This window comes from Streptomyces bottropensis ATCC 25435 (assembly GCF_000383595.1).
Taxonomy (GTDB): domain Bacteria; phylum Actinomycetota; class Actinomycetes; order Streptomycetales; family Streptomycetaceae; genus Streptomyces; species Streptomyces bottropensis.
Genome location: NZ_KB911581.1, coordinates 6,273,556 through 6,290,925, shown reverse-complemented (window position 1 = coordinate 6,290,925; position 17,370 = coordinate 6,273,556). Strand labels below are relative to the sequence as shown.

The window sequence follows — 17,370 nt, the reverse complement described above, 5'->3', positions numbered from 1 at the left end:
AAGTGGGTCCATAATGCGCGACACCCGGCATCCGCCGCAGACGCCGCCCGCTGGGCGGCGTGTCCGAAATAGTGCGTCTTGGGTCGGCAGTGTAGAACGGGAGATGTGACGGCCATGGCTACGGAGACTCCCCAGCTCAACCACGCTTCCGCCGTGCCCGCGCCGGGTGACGAGCGGTGACCGAAGCCGGGACGGCGCGCACCGGGGACCCGGAGCGCGACACCCTCGACAAGGCCGGGACCGAGAACTTCCCCGTCGCCCCGTTCTTCCTGCCCCGGGCCTGGCGCGACGACCTCATGGCCGTCTACGGCTTCGCCCGCCTCGTCGACGACATCGGCGACGGCGATCTCGCCCCCGGCGGCGCCGACGCCCGCCTGCTCGGCGTGTCCCCCGAGGACGCCGACGACCGACCGCTCCTCCTCGACGCCTTCGAGGCCGACCTCGCCCGGGTCTTCGACGGCACCCCGAACCACCCGCTGCTGCGCCGGCTGCGGCGCACGGTCCGCGACCGCCGCCTCACCCCCGAACCGTTCCTCGCCCTGATCGCCGCCAACCGCCAGGACCAACTGGTCAAAAGGTACGAGACCTACGACGACCTGCTCGCCTACTGCGCGCTGTCCGCCAACCCCGTCGGCCACCTGGTCCTCGCCGTCACCGGCACCACCACCCCCGAGCGGGTCCGGCACTCCGACGCGATCTGCACCGCGCTGCAGATCGTCGAGCATCTGCAGGACGTCGCCGAGGACCTGGGCCGCGACCGGATCTATCTCCCCGCTACGGACATGAAGCGCTTCCACGTCCAGGAGAGGGACCTCGCCGCGCCCACCGCGGGCGCGTCGGTGCGCGCCCTGGTCGCGTACGAGGCGGAACGCGCCCGTCGGCTCCTGAGCGACGGCGCCCCCCTCGTGAGCAGCGTCCACGGCAGGCTGCGGCTGCTCCTCGCGGGGTTCGTGGCGGGCGGAAGGGCGGCGCTCCACGCGATCGCCGCCGCCGAATTCGACGTACTTCCCGGCCCGCCCGAGCCCGGCAAGCTCCGGCTGCTGCGCGAGGTGGGCGCGACCCTGCGAGGAGAGGGGTGATCCGGACCGTGGAGTCGGAAACAGACATGTCCGCGCCGGTACTCGCCGCCTACAGCTACTGCGAGGCCGTCACCGGACAGCAGGCCCGTAACTTCGCGTACGGCATCAGGCTGCTGCCGACGCCCAAGCGCCGCGCGATGTCCGCGCTGTACGCCTTCTCCCGGCGCGTCGACGACATCGGTGACGGCGCGCTCGCGGTCGAGGCCAAGGCGGCCCGGCTGGAGGAGACCCGGGCGCTGCTCACCCGGGTCCGGGACGGCTCGGTCGACGAGGACGACACGGATCCCGTCGCGGTCGCCCTCGCCCATGCCGGGGCGGCCTTCCCGATCCCGCTCGACGCGCTCGACGAACTCATCGACGGCGTCCTCATGGACGTACGCGGCGAGCACTACGAGACTTGGGACGATCTGAAGGTCTACTGCCGCTGCGTCGCCGGTTCCATCGGCCGGCTCTCCCTCGGCGTCTTCGGCACCGAGCCGGGTGTGCGCGGCGCGGAACGCGCTCCGGAGTACGCCGACACCCTCGGGCTCGCCCTCCAACTGACCAACATCCTCAGGGACGTTCGCGAGGACGCGGTGGGCGGCCGCACCTACCTGCCCGCCGACGACCTCGCGAAGTTCGGCTGCTCGGCCGGGTTCGCCGGGCCTCTCCCACCGGCCGACTCCGACTTCGCGGGTCTGGTGCACTTCGAAGTGCGCCGTGCCCGCGCCCTGTTCGCCGAGGGCTACCGGCTGCTGCCGATGCTCGACCGCCGCAGCGGCGCCTGCGTGGCGGCCATGGCGGGCATCTACCGCCGTCTGCTGGACCGCATCGAGCGCGAGCCGGAGGCCGTGCTGCGCGGCCGGGTCTCGCTGCCCGGCCGCGAGAAGGCGTACGTCGCCGTACGCGGCCTCTCCGGTCTCGACGCCCGCCATGTGTCGCGCCGAACCGTCAGGAGGCGCGTCTGATGGACAATTCGCTCCAAGACGAACCCATCGGGGAAAAGCGGTACGCAACCCTCCGCACCACCGCGGCGTCCCTGACTGCGACGGTCCTCCGCGGCGGGATGCGGCACCCCGGCGGACCGGCAGGGGAGGGTGCACGATGACCGACGGCGCGCAGTCCGAGGGACTGCCGGACGAGGATCGTACGGACCGGCCCCGCGGCACGGCCGTGGTGGTCGGCGGGGGACTGGCCGGTGTCACCGCCGCGCTCTCGCTGGCCGACGCCGGCGTCGGGGTCACCCTCCTGGAGGGACGGCCCCGCCTCGGCGGTCTGGCCTTCTCCTTCCAGCGCGGCGACCTGACCGTCGACAACGGACAGCATGTGTATCTGCGGTGCTGCACCGCCTACCGCTGGTTCCTCGACCGCGTCGACGCTGCCGCGCTCGCGCCCTTGCAGGATCGTCTCGACGTGCCGGTTCTCGACGCCGGGGGCAGGCCCGGGCGACGGCTCGGCAGACTGCGGCGCGACGCGCTGCCCGTCCCCCTGCACCTGGGGCGCAGTCTCGCCACGTACACCCACCTCTCGCTCGCCGAGCGCGCGAAGGTGGGGCGGGCCGCACTGGCGCTCAAGGCCCTCGACCTCGCCGATCCCGCCCTGGACGAAGGGGACTTCGGCAGCTGGCTGACCGCGCACGGCCAGTCGGCGCGGGCCGTCGAGGCGCTGTGGGACCTCGTGGGGGTCGCCACCCTCAACGCGGTCGCCCGGGACGCCTCCCTCGGACTCGCCGCGATGGTGTTCAAGACCGGCCTGCTGTCCGAGCCGGGCGCCGCCGACATCGGCTGGGCGCATGTCCCGCTGGGCGAACTGCACGACCGGCTGACCCGCAAGGCGTTGGACTCGGCGGGCGTCCGCACCGTACTGCGCACCCGCGTCACCTCCGTCTCCGCCGCGGGGAAGGGGAGTTGGCGCGTCGAGACGCCCGGCGAGAGCCTCGACGCCGACACGGTCGTCCTCGCCGTACCGCAGCGCGAGACGTACGACCTGCTGCCCGAGGGCGCGCTCGACGAGCCCGGACGGCTGCTGGAGATCGGCACCGCCCCGATCCTCAACGTCCATGTCGTGTACGACCGCAGGGTGCTGAGCAAGCCGTTCTTCGCGGCGCTCGGCTCGCCCGTGCAGTGGGTCTTCGACCGGACCGAGGCGTCCGGGCTGCGCGAGGGGCAGTATCTGGCGCTGTCGCAGTCTGCCGCCCAGGACGAGATCGACACCCCCGTCTCCGCACTGCGCGCGCGCTATCTGCCCGAGCTGGAACGGCTGTTGCCCGCCGCGCGCGACGCGCGGGTGCGGGACTTCTTCGTGACCCGGGAGCGCACGGCGACGTTCGCTCCCACCCCCGGCGTCGGACGGCTCAGGCCCGGCGCCCGCACCAAGGCACCCGGCCTGTACCTGGCCGGAGCGTGGACCGCCACCGGGTGGCCCGCGACCATGGAGAGTGCGGTCCGCAGCGGCATCGGCGCGGCGGACGCCGCCCTCGCCGCTCTGGGCCGGCCCCGGGACCACCTCTTCGACTTCGAGGAGGCCGCGTGAGGCTCGACGCGCGCAGAAACGGTTCCCGCACTCTCGGTACCACGAACACATCGACATCTGGAGAGACTGTGCCCACTGTGCCCCCGGCCGTGACGGCCGCCGCGAGGACCGCGGTGGACGTGACCGCGCTCCTGGAGCGCGGGCGGACCCTGGCCACACCCGTGCTGCGGGCGGCCGTCGACCGGCTGGCGCCCCCCATGGACACCGTCGCCGCCTACCACTTCGGCTGGATCGACGCCCACGGCAACCCGGCGGACGGCGACGGCGGCAAGGCCGTACGCCCCGCGCTCGCCGTCATGTCCGCCGAGGTCACCGGCGCCGCACCCGAGACCGGCATCCCCGGCGCGGTCGCGGTGGAGCTGGTGCACAACTTCTCGCTGCTGCACGACGACCTGATGGACGGCGACGAACAGCGCCGTCACCGCGACACCGTCTGGAAGGTCCACGGCCCCGCCCAGGCCATCCTCGTCGGCGACGCCCTGATGGTCCTCGCCAACGAGATCCTCCTCGAACTGGGCACCGCCGAGGCGGCCCGCGCCACCCGCCGCGTCACCACCGCGACCCGGGCGCTCATCGACGGGCAGGCCCAGGACATCTCCTACGAGCACCGCGAGCGGGTCACCGTCGAGGAGTGCCTGGAGATGGAGGGCAACAAGACCGGCGCCCTCCTCGCCTGCGCGTGCTCCATCGGCGCCGTCCTCGGCGGCGCGGACGACCACACCGCCGACACCCTGGAGAAGTACGGCTACCACCTGGGCCTCGCCTTCCAGGCCGTCGACGACCTGCTGGGCATCTGGGGCGACCCGGTCTCCACGGGCAAGCAGACCTGGAGCGATCTGCGCCAGCGCAAGAAGTCCCTGCCGGTCGTCGCCGCGCTCGCGGCCGGCGGCCCGGCCTCCGAACAGCTCGGTGAACTCCTCGCCGCCGACGCCAAGAGCAGCGACTTCGAGAACTTCTCCGAGGAGGAGTTCGCCGTGCGCGCCGCCCTCATCGAGGAGGCGGGCGGCCGGGAGTGGACCGCCCAGGAGGCCCGCCGCCAGCACACGATCGCCGTCGAGGCGCTCGACTCGATCCGGATGCCGGAGCGGGTGCGGGAGCAGTTCGCGGCGCTCGCCGACTTCGTCGTCGTACGGAAGAGATGACCGCCATCGCCCAGGAGTCGACCTTCGCCGGTCGAATAGTGCTCGCGTAGTCGCCGGCCGGTGCCCGTCACCGGACACGCACCGGCCGACGGCTGACCCACCGCAGAGAGATCCGTCCACTGCACGAAGGGGAAGCCATGACAGCGACGACCGACGGAAGCACCGGGGCCCTGCCGCCCCGCGCCCCCTCGGCCAGCGACACCGACCACGGCACTCCTGTGGCGGCAGGGGTCCAGGAGGCTGCCGTGCACGCCGTACGGCGTGCCACCGACCTCCTGCTCTCCCGACAGGACGCCCAGGGCTGGTGGAAGGGCGACCTGGAGACCAACGTCACCATGGACGCCGAGGACCTGCTGCTCCGTCAGTTCCTGGGCATCCGCGACGACAGGACCACGCGTGCCGCCGCGCTCCACATCCGGGGCGAGCAGCGCCCGGACGGCACCTGGGCCACCTTCTACGGCGGCCCGTCCGACCTCTCCGCCACCGTCGAGGCGTACGTCGCGCTGCGGCTGGCGGGGGACGACCCGGCCGAGCCGCACATGGCGCGGGCGTCGGCGTGGATCCGGGAGCGGGGCGGGATCGCCGCCGCCCGGGTCTTCACCCGTATCTGGCTGGCGCTGTTCGGCTGGTGGAAGTGGGACGACCTGCCGGAGATGCCGCCGGAGATCCTCTACTTCCCCTCCTGGATGCCGCTGAACATCTACGACTTCGGCTGCTGGGCCCGCCAGACGATCGTGCCGCTGACCGTCGTCTCGGCCAAGCGCCCGGTGCGGCCCGCGCCGTTCCCGCTCGACGAGCTGCACACCGACTCGGGGCGGCCCAATCCGCCCAGCCCCCTGGATCCGCTGGGCAGTTGGGAGGGCGCCTTCCAGCGGCTCGACCGGGCCCTGCACGGCTACCACAGGGTGGCGCCGAGGCGGCTGCGCCGGGCGGCCATGAACCGAGCGGCCCGCTGGATCGTCGAGCGTCAGGAGAACGACGGCTGCTGGGGCGGCATCCAGCCCCCCGCCGTGTACTCGATCATCGCGCTGCACCTGCTCGGCTACGACCTCCGGCACCCCGTGATGCGGGCCGGGCTGGAGTCCCTCGACCGGTTCGCGGTGTGGCGCGAGGACGGGGCCCGGATGATCGAGGCGTGCCAGTCCCCGGTGTGGGACACCTGCCTCGCCACCATCGCCCTCGCCGACGCCGGCCTGCCCGCCGACCACCCCCAACTGGTCAAGGCCGCCGACTGGATGCTCGGTGAGGAGATCGTCCGCCCCGGCGACTGGTCGGTGAAGCGGCCCCAACTCCCGCCCGGCGGCTGGGCGTTCGAATTCCACAACGACAACTACCCCGACATCGACGACACCGCCGAGGTCGTCCTCGCACTGCGCCGGGTCAAGCACCACGACCCCGAGCGGGTGGCGAAGGCGGTGCGGCGCGGGGTGCGCTGGACCCTGGGCATGCAGTCCCGGAACGGGGCGTGGGGCGCGTTCGACGCCGACAACACCAGCCCGTTCCCCAACCGGCTGCCGTTCTGCGACTTCGGCGAGGTCATCGATCCCCCGTCCGCCGACGTCACCGCGCACGTGGTGGAGATGCTCGCGGCGGAGGGCCTGTCCCACGACCCGCGCACCCGGCGCGGCATCGAGTGGCTGCTCGCCGAACAGGAAGCCAGCGGCGCGTGGTTCGGCCGCTGGGGCGTCAACTACGTCTACGGCACCGGGTCGGTGGTCCCCGCCCTGGTGACCGCCGGGCTGCCCGCCGCGCACCCCGCGATCCGCCGCGCCGTGTCCTGGCTGGAGACCGTGCAGAACGACGACGGCGGCTGGGGCGAGGACCTGCGCTCCTACCGAGACCCCGCCGAATGGGGCGGCAAGGGCGCCTCCACCGCCTCCCAGACCGCGTGGGCGCTGCTCGCGCTGCTGGCGGCGGGGGAGCGGCAGACCAAGGCCACCGAGCGCGGCGTCGAGTGGCTGGCCCGGACCCAGCGCGAGGACGGCTCCTGGGACGAGCCGTACTTCACCGGCACCGGGTTCCCCTGGGACTTCTCGATCAATTACCACCTCTACCGCCAGGTCTTCCCGCTCACCGCGCTCGGCCGGTACGTCCACGGCGAGCCGGCCCTCCTGAAGCCCGGGGGACGCTGATGGACGCGCCCTCCGCCCCGGCCCCGCTGCTGATCGCCTGCGCGCTCGGCATCGAACAGCTCGCCCTGCGCAGCGGCGACCGGGGCGGCGCCGGAGGCCCGGTCACCGTCCTGCGCACCGGCATGGGGCCGAGGGCCGCCGAGCGGTCGGTCACCCGACTGCTCGCCGACCCGGGGCTGCGCGGGGCGGCCGTACTGGCCACCGGGTTCTGCGCCGGACTCGCCCCGGGCATGCACCCCGGCGACCTGGTCGTCGCCGAGGAGACCTGGGGGCCGGGTGGCGCCGTGACTCCTTGCGTCTCCACCGGACGCCTGGTCAAGGAGCTGGAGCGCGCCGTGCCAGGACGGGCGGTCCACACCGGCCCGCTCACCGGGTCCGACCACGTCGTACGCGGCCAGGAACGGTCCGATCTCCACGCGACCGGCGCACTCGCCGTCGACATGGAGTCCGCCGTCACGCTCCACTGCGCCGTGAGATCCGGCGCACGCCCGGTTGCGGCCGTCCGGGTGGTCGTGGACGCTCCAGAGCATGAACTGGTCCGGATCGGCACGGTACGCGGTGGAATATCAGCCTTCCGCGTTCTTCGTGCCGTCCTTCCCGCTTACTACGAATGGCACCGTTCCTTGCTGCTCCCCAGGAGGTGAGCCAGATGGCCATGCCGCTCCGCCAGTCCATCAAGGTGGCGACGTATCTCGCTGAACAGAAGCTCCGCAAGCGGGACAAGTTCCCGCTGATCGTCGAGCTGGAACCGCTCTACGCCTGCAACCTGAAGTGCGAGGGCTGCGGCAAGATCCAGCACCCGGCGGGCGTGCTCAAGCAGCGCATGCCGGTGGCGCAGGCCGTGGGCGCCGTCCTGGAGTCCGGTGCGCCGATGGTGTCGATCGCCGGCGGTGAGCCCCTGATGCACCCCCAGATCGACGAGATCGTCCGGCAGCTGGTGGCCAAGAGGAAGTACGTCTTCCTGTGCACCAACGCCCTGCTGCTGCGCAAGAAGATGGAGAAGTTCAAGCCCTCGCCGTACTTCGCGTTCGCCGTGCACATCGACGGTCTGCGGGAGCGGCACGACGAGTCGGTGGCGAAGGAAGGGGTGTTCGACGAGGCGGTCGCCGCCATCAAGGAGGCCAAGCGGCGCGGCTTCCGGGTGACCACCAACTCGACCTTCTTCAACACCGACACCCCGCAGACCATCATCGAGGTCCTCAACTTCCTCAACGACGACCTCCAGGTCGACGAGATGATGATCTCGCCCGCCTACGCCTACGAGAAGGCCCCCGACCAGGAGCACTTCCTCGGCGTCGAGCAGACCCGCGAACTGTTCAAGAAGGCCTTCTCCGGCGGCAACCGGCGGCGCTGGCGGCTCAACCACTCGCCCCTGTTCCTCGACTTCCTGGAGGGCAAGGTCGACTTCCCGTGCACGGCGTGGGCGATCCCCAACTACTCCCTCTTCGGCTGGCAGAAGCCCTGCTACCTGATGAGCGACGGGTACGTCACCACGTACCGGGAACTGATCGAGGACACCGACTGGGACGCGTACGGCCGGGGCAAGGACCCGCGCTGCGCCAACTGCATGGCGCACTGCGGCTACGAGCCGACCGCGGTCCTCGCCACCATGGGCTCCCTGAAGGAGTCCCTGCGCGCCATGCGCGAGACGGTCTCCGGCAACCACGGGAACCAGGGGTGACGCCGTGACCGCCGTGTCGCTGGGCGTCCCCGAGGTACCGGTCCGGCCGATCGCCGAGCGGCGCGTGTCGCGAGGCATCCAGGTGGGGTCGGTGGCGGTCGGAGGCGGAGCCCCCGTCTCGGTGCAGTCGATGACGACGACCCGTACGTCGGACATCGGCGCCACCCTGCAGCAGATCGCCGAACTCACCGCGTCCGGCTGCCAGATCGTCCGCGTCGCCTGCCCCACGCAGGACGACGCGGACGCCCTCGCCGCCCTCGCCCGCAAGTCGCAGATCCCGGTGATCGCCGACATCCACTTCCAGCCGAAGTACGTGTTCGCGGCGATCGAGGCCGGCTGCGCGGCGGTGCGGGTCAACCCGGGCAACATCAAGCAGTTCGACGACAAGGTCAAGGAGATCGCGCGGGCGGCGAAGGACCACGCGACCCCGATCCGGATCGGGGTCAACGCCGGCTCGCTCGACCGGCGGCTCCTGCAGAAGTACGGGAAGGCGACGCCCGAGGCGCTGGTGGAGTCCGCGTTGTGGGAGGCGTCGCTGTTCGAGGAGCACGGCTTCCGGGACATCAAGATCTCGGTCAAGCACAACGACCCGGTCGTGATGATCGAGGCGTACCGGCAGCTGGCCGCCCGATGCGACTACCCCCTGCACCTCGGGGTGACCGAGGCCGGTCCCGCCTTCCAGGGGACGATCAAGTCCGCCGTCGCCTTCGGGGCGCTGCTCGCCGAGGGGATCGGCGACACGATCCGGGTGTCGCTGAGCGCTCCGCCGGTCGAGGAGATCAAGGTCGGCATCCAGATCCTGGAGTCGCTGAACCTGCGGCAGCGGCGGCTGGAGATCGTCTCGTGCCCCTCGTGCGGGCGCGCGCAGGTCGACGTGTACCGGCTGGCGGACGAGGTCACCGCCGGGCTGGAGGGCATGGAGGTGCCGTTGCGGGTCGCGGTCATGGGCTGCGTCGTCAACGGACCCGGGGAGGCGCGGGAGGCGGACCTGGGGGTCGCCTCCGGCAACGGGAAGGGGCAGATCTTCGTGAAGGGCGAGGTCATCAGGACCGTGCCCGAGTCGAAGATCGTGGAGACCCTCATCGACGAGGCGATGAAGATCGCCGAGCGGATGGAACGGGACGGCGTCGCGTCGGGGGAACCGGCGGTCACCGTGAGCTGACAACACGGGCTGAGAGAGCACGGATCGAGAGGGGGCCCGACGTGACGATTCTGGAGAGCATCCGGCAACCGCGCGACCTGAAGGCGCTGACCGAGGCGGAACTCGGTGAACTGGCCGAAGAGATCCGGGAGTTCCTGGTGCACGCGGTCGCCAGGACCGGTGGTCACCTGGGGCCCAACCTGGGGGTGGTGGAACTGTCCGTCGCGCTCCACCGGGTCTTCGAGTCACCCGTCGACCGCATCGTCTGGGACACCGGTCACCAGAGCTATGTGCACAAGCTGCTGACCGGGCGGCAGGACTTCTCCAAACTGCGCGGCAAGGGGGGCCTGTCCGGGTACCCCTCGCGTGCGGAGTCCGAGCACGACATCGTCGAGAACAGCCACGCCTCCACCGCCCTCGGCTGGGCGGACGGCCTCGCCAAGGCCCGCCAGGTGCGGGGGGAGCGGGGCCATGTGGTCGCGGTCATCGGCGACGGCGCGCTCACCGGCGGCATGGCCTGGGAGGCGCTCAACAACATCGCGGCGGCCAAGGACCGGCCGCTGATCATCGTCGTCAACGACAACGAACGTTCGTACTCCCCGACCATCGGCGGCCTCGCCAACCACCTCGCGACCCTGCGCACCACCGACGGCTACGAGCAGTTCCTCGCCTGGGGCAAGGAGATCCTGCTGCGCACCCCGGTCGTCGGCAAGGAGGTCTACGAGGCGCTGCACGGCGCGAAGAAGGGCTTCAAGGACGCGTTCGCGCCGCAGGGCATGTTCGAGGATTTGGGCCTGAAGTACGTCGGCCCGATCGACGGGCACGACATCAAGGCCGTCGAGTCGGCGCTGCGCCGCGCCAAGCGCTTCCACGGCCCGGTCCTGGTGCACTGCCTGACGCAGAAGGGCCGGGGATACGAGCCCGCGCTGGCCGACGAGGAGGACCACTTCCACACGGTCGGCGTGATGGACCCGTTGACGTGCGAGCCGCTCACCCCGGCCGGCGGACCGTCCTGGACCTCGGTCTTCGGCGAGGAGATCGTCCGGATCGGCGACGAGCGCGAGGACGTCGTGGCCATCACGGCGGCCATGCTGCACCCGGTGGGCCTCGGCCGGTTCGCGGAGAAGTTCCCCGACCGAGTGTGGGACGTGGGCATCGCCGAGCAGCACGCCGCCGTGTCGGCGGCCGGCCTCGCCACGGGCGGACTGCACCCCGTCGTCGCCGTGTACGCGACCTTCCTCAACCGGGCCTTCGACCAGTTGCTGATGGACGTGGCACTGCACCGGTGCGGGGTCACCTTCGTCCTGGACCGCGCAGGTGTGACGGGTGTCGACGGCGCGTCGCACAACGGCATGTGGGACATGTCTGTCCTCCAGGTCGTACCCGGGCTGCGGATCGCCGCCCCGCGCGACGCCGAGCAGTTGCGGACCCAGTTGCGGGAAGCCGTCGCGGTGGACGACGCCCCCACGCTGATCCGGTTTCCGAAGGAGTCGGTGGGGCCGGAGATCCCGTCCCTGGAGCGGGTGGGCGGCATGGACGTCCTGCACCGCTCGGCCTCCTCGGACGATCCGGCGGTACTGCTGGTCGCCGTCGGCGTGATGGCGTCGGTGTGTCTGCGGGCCGCGGAGCTGCTTCAGGCGCGGGGCATCGGCTGCACGGTCGTCGACCCCCGCTGGGTCAAGCCCGTCGACCCCGCGCTGCCGTGGCTCGCCGACGCACACCGTCTGGTGGCCGTCGTGGAGGACAACAGCCGGTCCGCCGGGGTCGGTTCGGCGGTCGCCCTCGCGCTGGGGGACGCCGAGGTCGACGTGCCCGTACGGCGGTTCGGGATTCCGGAGCAGTTCCTCCCGCACGCCAAGCGCGGGGAGGTGCTGGCGGACATAGGTCTGACGCCGGTCGAGATCGCCGGGCGGATCAGCGCCTCGCTGGCCGCGAAGGGCGAGTCGGCGAAGGGAAACCTGCCTGTGGCGGGGCCGTCCGAGGCCGAGCCGTCTGTGGCGAAGCCGTCCGAGGCCGAGCCGTCCGAGGAGAAACCGCAATGACCACTCCGGAACCCGCCGCCGTCACCGAGGGGTTCGACCTCGCCGGACTCCTGGCCGAGCGCGGCGCGGAGCGCTACGAGCTGCACGCCCGGCACCTCAACCACCAACTCCCGCGCATGCTGCGCACCATCGGTTTCGACAAGGTCTACGAGCGGGCCGAGGGCGCGTACTTCTGGGACGCGGACGGCAACGACTACCTGGACATGCTCGCCGGGTTCGGGGTGATGGGGCTCGGCCGCCACCACCCCGTGGTCCGCAAGGCGCTGCACGACGTGCTCGACGCGCAGCTCGCCGACCTGACCCGCTTCGACTGCCAGCCCCTGCCCGGGCTGCTCGCCGAGAAGCTGCTCGCCCACAGTCCGTACCTGGACCGGGTGTTCTTCGGCAACAGCGGCACGGAGGCCGTCGAGACCGCGCTGAAGTTCGCCCGGTACGCCACCGGCAGGCCGCGCGTCCTGTACTGCCACCATGCCTTCCACGGGCTCACCACCGGCTCGCTCTCCGTCAACGGCGAGGACGGTTTCCGGGACGGCTTCGCACCGTTGCTGCCCGACACGGCCGTACCGCTCGGCGATCTCGACGCGCTGGCGAGGGAGTTGAAGAAGGGCGACGTGGCCGCCCTCGTCGTCGAGCCCGTCCAGGGCAAGGGCGTGCACGAGGCACCACCCGGCTATCTGCGCGCCGCCCGGGAACTGCTGCACCGGCACAAGGCGCTGCTGATCCTCGACGAGGTGCAGACCGGGCTCGGGCGGACCGGGGACTTCTACGCCCACCAGCACGAGGACGGGGTCGAGCCCGATCTGGTGTGCGTGGCGAAGGCGCTCTCCGGCGGCTATGTCCCGGTCGGCGCCACGCTCGGCAAGGAGTGGATCTTCAAGAAGGTCTACTCGTCCATGGACCGCGTTCTCGTGCACTCGGCGAGCTTCGGCTCCAACGCCCAGGCCATGGCCGCCGGGCTCGCCGTCCTCTCCGTCGTGGAGGACGAGCGGATCGTGGCGAACGCGCGGGCCACCGGCGGACTGCTGAAAGCCCGTCTTACGGCACTGGTCGACAAGTACGAGCTGCTCAGTGACGTACGGGGCCGGGGGCTGATGATCGGCATCGAGTTCGGCAGGCCCAGATCGCTGAAGCTGCGCAGCCGTTGGACGATGCTCCAGGCGGCTCGCAAGGGACTGTTCGCGCAGATGGTCGTCGTACCGCTGCTGCAGCGGCACCGCATCCTCACCCAGGTCTCCGGCGACCATCTGGAGGTGATCAAGCTGATCCCGCCCCTGATCATCGGGGAACGGGAGGTGGACCGGTTCGTCGAGGCGTTCACCGAGGTCATGGACGACGCCCACAGCGGGGGCGGACTCATGTGGGACTTCGGCAGGACTCTGGTGAAGCAGGCGGTGGCCAACCGGTAGAAGGCCGGTGCGGGCGAGTGCGGGTGCCTGCGTTGCCTGTGGGCCGTTTTTGCCTCTGAGGCAAGGAATTTGCCGCAGAGGCAAAACTTCGGCTGAATGGAGGCATGAGCCCCTCCGAGGGTACGCACCCTCCCGAGCCCCCGCCGGACGAGGCACTGCCCGTCGTCGCCCCGCAGCTGCGGGCCCTGCGCCGCCGGGCCTCCCTCACCCTGGAGGCCGCGGCCCGCGCCGCCGGACTCTCGCCCGCACATCTCTCCCGGCTGGAGACCGGGCAGCGCCAGCCCTCACTGCCGATGCTGCTCTCCCTGGCCCGCGTCTACGGTACGACGGTCTCGGAGCTGCTCGGCGAGACCGTCGCCGAGCGGGACGCCGTGCTGCGGGCCCCCGACATGGAGCCCACCCGGGCGGGCGGCTGGACGTACTGGCAGGCGGGCGCGTCCGGGCGGGGGATGCAGGCCCTGCGCGTCCATGTGCCGCACGGCTCGCAGGGCGACATCGTGCGGGTGCATCCCGGCGAGGAGTGGCTCTACGTGCTGTCGGGGCGGCTGCGGCTGCGCCTCGGGGACACCGCGCATCTGCTCGCGCCCGGTGACAGCGCGCACTTCGACTCCCTGACCCCGCACCGCATCGCCGCCGCCGACCACGACGGCGCCGACCTCCTGTTCGTCCACACCCTGCTGCAGAGCCCGACGACCGCGCTGTGCCTCGGGCCGATCACTCCCGGAGAGACCCCATGACCGATATGGAAGAGAAGTTCCCCCGCGCCCTGTGGGTGCGGCTCATCATCTACATCGCCGTCGGCCATGTCTTCGCGGCCTTCATCTACCTGCTGTTCGAACTCGGCGCCCAGCAGTAGCCACCGGGCGACCGGTGGGGACGGCTGTTCCGCGCGGCCGACTGCTCCCGGCCACGATCCGGCCCCGGCCTAGTCGAGCAGGCGCTCGCGCAGCCGCTCCCGGGTCTGCGGGGTCAGCTTCAGGCCCTGCTCCAGATAGGTGTCGACATCGCCCCAGGTCTCCTCCAGGGTGTCGAAGGCCGCCTGGAGATACTCGGCGCGGGCGTCGAAGAGAGGGCTCAGCAGCTCCATGATCTCCGGGGACCAGGCGCTCGCGGAACTGCTGCTGCGGTGCACCTTGTAGCGGCGGTGCTTGGCGTTCGACTCCAGGTAGTCGGTGACGACGGCCTCGCGCTCGACGCCGAGGGCGAGAAGCGTGACGGCGATGGCGAGCCCCGCGCGGTCCTTGCCCGCCGCGCAGTGCATGAGCGCGGGCACACTGTCCTCGGCCAGGGCGTGCAGGACACGGGAGTGCTCGGCCGTGCGGCGCTTGATCATCGTCCGGTAGGAGGCGATCATCCGGCCGGCCGCTCTGCCGTCGCCCAGCAGGGCGCGCAGATGGTCCAGGTCGCCGTCCCGGACCATCTTCCAGAACTCGGCGCCGTCCGCCGGGTCGCTCAGCGGCAGGTTCACATTGAGCACGCCGGGCAGCGCGACGTCCGGGCCCTCCAGCTTCTGGTCGGCCGCGTTGCGGAAGTCGAAGACCGTGTGCAGGTTGAGCGAGGCCAGGAACGCGGTGTCCTCGTCGGTGGCGTGCGCGAGGTGCCCGCTGCGGAACAGGACCCCGTGACGCACTCGGCGGCCGTCCACCGTCGGCAGGCCTCCCACATCGCGGAAATTGCGCACTCCGGTCAGCTCGGGCTCGGTCGACGGGATCTGCTGCGTCACTGGGGCTCCCTCCCATCCGTCCGCCGGCGGCATCACCGACGGGCACGCCCTCGACACTGAGCGCGCCCTCGACGATACGACATGGGTGCGTACGCCAATGAGTTGTCCACAGGCGGTCGCGGCGTGCCCGTCCGAGGTTGTCCACAGGCGCCGTCGAGTGCGCGGAGCGACCTGCGATGATGTTGCCGCCTGATCGCACCTGTTCGAATCTGTGGGGGCTTGATGTTGGAAATCGGCACAGACGGCCGGACCTGGATTCTTTCCGGGCCCAGGAGCAGCTATGCCCTGCGGCTCACGGATAACGACGAGCTGCTGCACCTGCACTGGGGTCCCCGGATCGCCCTCGCCGACGCCGAGGCGCTGGCCGCGCGACAGCAGTTGCCGTACTGGCCGTTCGAGGCCCCGGTCGACGGACACGAGGAGTACCCCCTCGAGGGCGGTCCTCGCTTCACCCGACCCGCCCTGTCCGTGCGCACGGACGAGCGGCGCGGCACCGAGTGGACCTTCCGGGAGTACGAGGCGGACGGTGACGAGCTGCGGTTGCGATTCGCCGACGGCGCGCTCGGGATCACGCTGCACTACCGACTGCGCGACGACGTCATCGAGCGCTGGGTGACCCTGGTCAACGACGGGCCGGCGGTGGAGCTGCTGCGGGCCGACTCGGCGACGTGGACGCTGCCACCGCGCGCGGACGAGACCTGGCGGCTGTCCCAGCTGCACGGACGATGGGCGGCCGAGTCCCGGCTCGTGCGCGGCGACCTCACCTACGGCGAGAAGGTCATCGGCAGCCGCCGCGGCCACACCGGGCACCAGCACCTGCCCTGGGTCGCCCTGGACACGGATGCCACCGAGGAGCACGGCGAGGTCTACGGCTGCGCCCTGGGCTGGTCGGGGTCCTGGCGGATCGCGGTCGCACAACTGCCGGACGCCCGCGTACAGATCACCGGCGGCGCCGGGTACGACGAGTCCGGTCTGCTGCGGCTGGAGACGGGGGAGGCGTTCACCACGCCCGTCTTCGCCGGCCTGTGGAGCGACGGCGGCCACGGCGGGGCGAGCCGCGCCTGGCACGCGTACCAGCGGACGTACGTCATCCCGGACGCGGACCAGGACCGGCCGGTGCTCTTCAACTCCTGGGAGGCCACCGAGTTCGACATCTCCGAGGAGCAGCAGGGGACGCTCGCGCGACGCGCGGCGGCCATCGGGGTCGAACTGTTCGTCGTGGACGACGGCTGGTTCGGGGCGCGTACGAGCGACCGGGCCGGCCTCGGCGACTGGACGCCCAACCCGGACCGCTTCCCGAAGGGGCTCAAGCCCCTCGCCGAATACGTGCACGCCCTCGGTATGCAGTTCGGTATCTGGGTCGAGCCCGAGATGGTCAACCCGGACAGCGAGCTGTACCGGGCGCATCCCGAATGGGCACAGTTCCAGCCGGGACGAAAGCGGACGGAATTGCGCAATCAGCTCGTCCTCAATCTCGCCCGCGAGGACGTCCAGGAGTACCTCTGGGAGAAGCTGGACACGTTGCTGTCCAGTGCGCCGATCGACTATGTGAAGTGGGACTTCAACCGCTGCTTCACGGATGCCGGCTGGCCCGGCGAGCCGTATCCGCAGAAGCTGTGGGTCGAGCACGTGCGCGCCTTCTACGCCCTGCTGGACCGGCTGCGGGCCGCGCATCCGGGGGTGGCGTTCGAGTCGTGCTCCGGCGGCGGCGGTCGTATCGACCTCGGGGTGATGGCCCGGACGGACCAGGTGTGGACGTCGGACAACACCGACCCGCTCGACCGGCTCGCCATCCAGCACGGCTTCAGTCAGATCCACCCGGCCCGGACCATGGCCGCATGGGTCACCGACAGCCCGAACAACCAGCTCAACGGCCGGGTCAGCACCCTGCGGTTCCGTTTCGTCAGCGCCATGGCGGGTGTGCTCGGCGTCGGCGGCGACCTCACCGAGTGGACGGAGGAGGAGCTGGCAGAGGCGGGGAGCTGGGTCGAGCTGTACAAGCGCATCCGGCCGGTCGTGCAGCGCGGTGATCTCTACCGGCTGCGCCCGCCGACAGGTGGACTGAGCGCCGTGCAGTACGTCCTCGACGACGAGGTCGTGGTCCTGGCCTGGCTCCAGGCCCAGCACTACGGCGAGCCGCCCGCTCCGCTCCGGCTGCGCGGGCTGGACCCGACAGAAGTGTATGAGTGCCGCGAAACGGGCGAAGTGCACCGAGGGGGCGTTCTGTTGCACCACGGGTTGCCGACGGGGCTGCGCGGTGACTTCGATGCGACGGTTATCCACCTGCGTCGCACTTGAGCGATCTGTCCGAAATGCAGCTGTAATTCCAACAAGCCCTGGAATAAAGCCTACTGGCACGTAGGGGCGTGAGCAGCGTCATACTCGTGACGTTCCGCTGTCGCCATGTGCACGTAATTCGCGCATGTTTCCAGGGCGGTTGGGAAATGCTCAGGACCGGTCTTCGACGGAGCGTGATGGTGGATTGATGTAAGGATCAGGTAGGAAGGTGCACA

Annotated in this window: 15 protein-coding genes; 14 read left to right on the top strand and 1 reads right to left on the bottom strand. The window is 71.1% G+C overall.

What is annotated here, in order from left to right; all coding sequences use genetic code 11:
- The first annotated feature begins 176 nt into the window (after nt 1-176).
- The 13 genes from hpnC (at nt 177) to STRBO_RS40670 (ending at nt 13,990) form a co-directional block, all read left to right on the top strand.
- Entirely contained in the window at nt 177-1,079 is a 903-nt protein-coding gene (gene hpnC, locus STRBO_RS0128085) for a squalene synthase HpnC (protein ID WP_005484610.1), read from the top strand.
- The gene (gene hpnD, locus STRBO_RS0128080) at nt 1,076-2,026 is read left to right on the top strand and encodes a presqualene diphosphate synthase HpnD (RefSeq protein WP_005484609.1); all 951 of its coding nucleotides are present in this window, start codon (nt 1,076-1,078) and stop codon (nt 2,024-2,026) included. The genes hpnC and hpnD overlap by 4 nt, the downstream gene beginning before the upstream one ends.
- The gene (locus STRBO_RS46085) at nt 2,026-2,166 is read left to right on the top strand and encodes a DUF6380 family protein (RefSeq protein ID WP_381210594.1); all 141 of its coding nucleotides are present in this window, start codon (nt 2,026-2,028) and stop codon (nt 2,164-2,166) included. Before hpnD ends, STRBO_RS46085 begins: the two co-directional genes overlap by 1 nt.
- Complete coding sequence (hpnE, locus tag STRBO_RS0128075) at nt 2,163-3,590, top strand: hydroxysqualene dehydroxylase HpnE (RefSeq protein ID WP_005484608.1); 1,428 nt, start codon at nt 2,163-2,165, stop codon at nt 3,588-3,590. Before STRBO_RS46085 ends, hpnE begins: the two co-directional genes overlap by 4 nt.
- A gap of 68 nt (nt 3,591-3,658) precedes the next feature.
- Nucleotides 3,659-4,732, top strand: a complete 1,074-nt coding sequence (locus STRBO_RS0128070; protein ID WP_245170627.1) for a polyprenyl synthetase family protein — start codon at nt 3,659-3,661, stop codon at nt 4,730-4,732.
- 137 nt (nt 4,733-4,869) lie between these two features.
- Nucleotides 4,870-6,864, top strand: coding sequence for a squalene--hopene cyclase (gene shc, locus STRBO_RS0128065; RefSeq protein ID WP_005484606.1), 1,995 nt, complete (start codon nt 4,870-4,872; stop codon nt 6,862-6,864).
- Nucleotides 6,864-7,508, top strand: coding sequence for a phosphorylase family protein (locus tag STRBO_RS0128060; RefSeq protein ID WP_005484604.1), 645 nt, complete (start codon nt 6,864-6,866; stop codon nt 7,506-7,508). The genes shc and STRBO_RS0128060 overlap by 1 nt, the downstream gene beginning before the upstream one ends.
- A gap of 5 nt (nt 7,509-7,513) precedes the next feature.
- A complete protein-coding gene (hpnH, locus tag STRBO_RS0128055; RefSeq protein WP_020115183.1) occupies nt 7,514-8,545 on the top strand; it encodes an adenosyl-hopene transferase HpnH in 1,032 nt (343 codons plus the stop codon).
- 4 nt (nt 8,546-8,549) lie between these two features.
- Entirely contained in the window at nt 8,550-9,707 is a 1,158-nt protein-coding gene (ispG, locus tag STRBO_RS0128050; RefSeq protein WP_005484601.1) for a flavodoxin-dependent (E)-4-hydroxy-3-methylbut-2-enyl-diphosphate synthase, read from the top strand.
- A gap of 41 nt (nt 9,708-9,748) precedes the next feature.
- Nucleotides 9,749-11,728 (top strand): 1-deoxy-D-xylulose-5-phosphate synthase, encoded by a 1,980-nt coding sequence (gene dxs / locus STRBO_RS0128045; RefSeq protein ID WP_005484598.1) that lies wholly within the window; start codon nt 9,749-9,751, stop codon nt 11,726-11,728.
- Nucleotides 11,725-13,134, top strand: coding sequence for an aspartate aminotransferase family protein (locus tag STRBO_RS0128040; RefSeq protein ID WP_005484593.1), 1,410 nt, complete (start codon nt 11,725-11,727; stop codon nt 13,132-13,134). Before dxs ends, STRBO_RS0128040 begins: the two co-directional genes overlap by 4 nt.
- Before the next feature lie 104 nt (nt 13,135-13,238).
- Nucleotides 13,239-13,871: a helix-turn-helix domain-containing protein gene (locus tag STRBO_RS0128035; protein WP_005484591.1), complete on the top strand. Its 633-nt coding sequence runs from the start codon at nt 13,239-13,241 to the stop codon at nt 13,869-13,871.
- A complete protein-coding gene (locus STRBO_RS40670) occupies nt 13,868-13,990 on the top strand; it encodes a DUF6126 family protein (RefSeq protein ID WP_037627579.1) in 123 nt (40 codons plus the stop codon). The genes STRBO_RS0128035 and STRBO_RS40670 overlap by 4 nt, the downstream gene beginning before the upstream one ends.
- 69 nt (nt 13,991-14,059) lie before the next feature.
- On the opposite strand, the gene STRBO_RS0128025 is transcribed toward STRBO_RS40670, so the two are convergent.
- Nucleotides 14,060-14,857: a tyrosine-protein phosphatase gene (locus STRBO_RS0128025; protein WP_005484588.1), complete on the bottom strand. Its 798-nt coding sequence runs from the start codon at nt 14,855-14,857 to the stop codon at nt 14,060-14,062.
- A gap of 222 nt (nt 14,858-15,079) precedes the next feature.
- Here STRBO_RS0128025 and STRBO_RS0128020 point away from each other — a divergent pair, with 222 nt between their 5' ends.
- Entirely contained in the window at nt 15,080-17,155 is a 2,076-nt protein-coding gene (locus STRBO_RS0128020; protein WP_005484586.1) for an alpha-galactosidase, read from the top strand.
- The last annotated feature ends 215 nt before the right edge of the window (nt 17,156-17,370 follow it).

Excerpts from the sequence above, each read along its gene's own strand:
- STRBO_RS46085 (WP_381210594.1), top strand. The coding sequence starts at position 2,026 with ATGGACAATTCGCTCCAAGACGAACCCATCGGGGAAAAGCGGTACGCA.
- hpnE (WP_005484608.1), top strand. The coding sequence starts at position 2,163 with ATGACCGACGGCGCGCAGTCCGAGGGACTGCCGGACGAGGATCGTACG.
- shc (WP_005484606.1), top strand. The coding sequence starts at position 4,870 with ATGACAGCGACGACCGACGGAAGCACCGGGGCCCTGCCGCCCCGCGCC.
- STRBO_RS0128060 (WP_005484604.1), top strand. The coding sequence starts at position 6,864 with ATGGACGCGCCCTCCGCCCCGGCCCCGCTGCTGATCGCCTGCGCGCTC.
- hpnH (WP_020115183.1), top strand. The coding sequence starts at position 7,514 with ATGGCCATGCCGCTCCGCCAGTCCATCAAGGTGGCGACGTATCTCGCT.
- STRBO_RS0128040 (WP_005484593.1), top strand. The coding sequence starts at position 11,725 with ATGACCACTCCGGAACCCGCCGCCGTCACCGAGGGGTTCGACCTCGCC.
- STRBO_RS0128035 (WP_005484591.1), top strand. The coding sequence starts at position 13,239 with ATGAGCCCCTCCGAGGGTACGCACCCTCCCGAGCCCCCGCCGGACGAG.
- STRBO_RS40670 (WP_037627579.1), top strand. The coding sequence starts at position 13,868 with ATGACCGATATGGAAGAGAAGTTCCCCCGCGCCCTGTGGGTGCGGCTC.
- STRBO_RS0128020 (WP_005484586.1), top strand. The coding sequence starts at position 15,080 with ATGTTGGAAATCGGCACAGACGGCCGGACCTGGATTCTTTCCGGGCCC.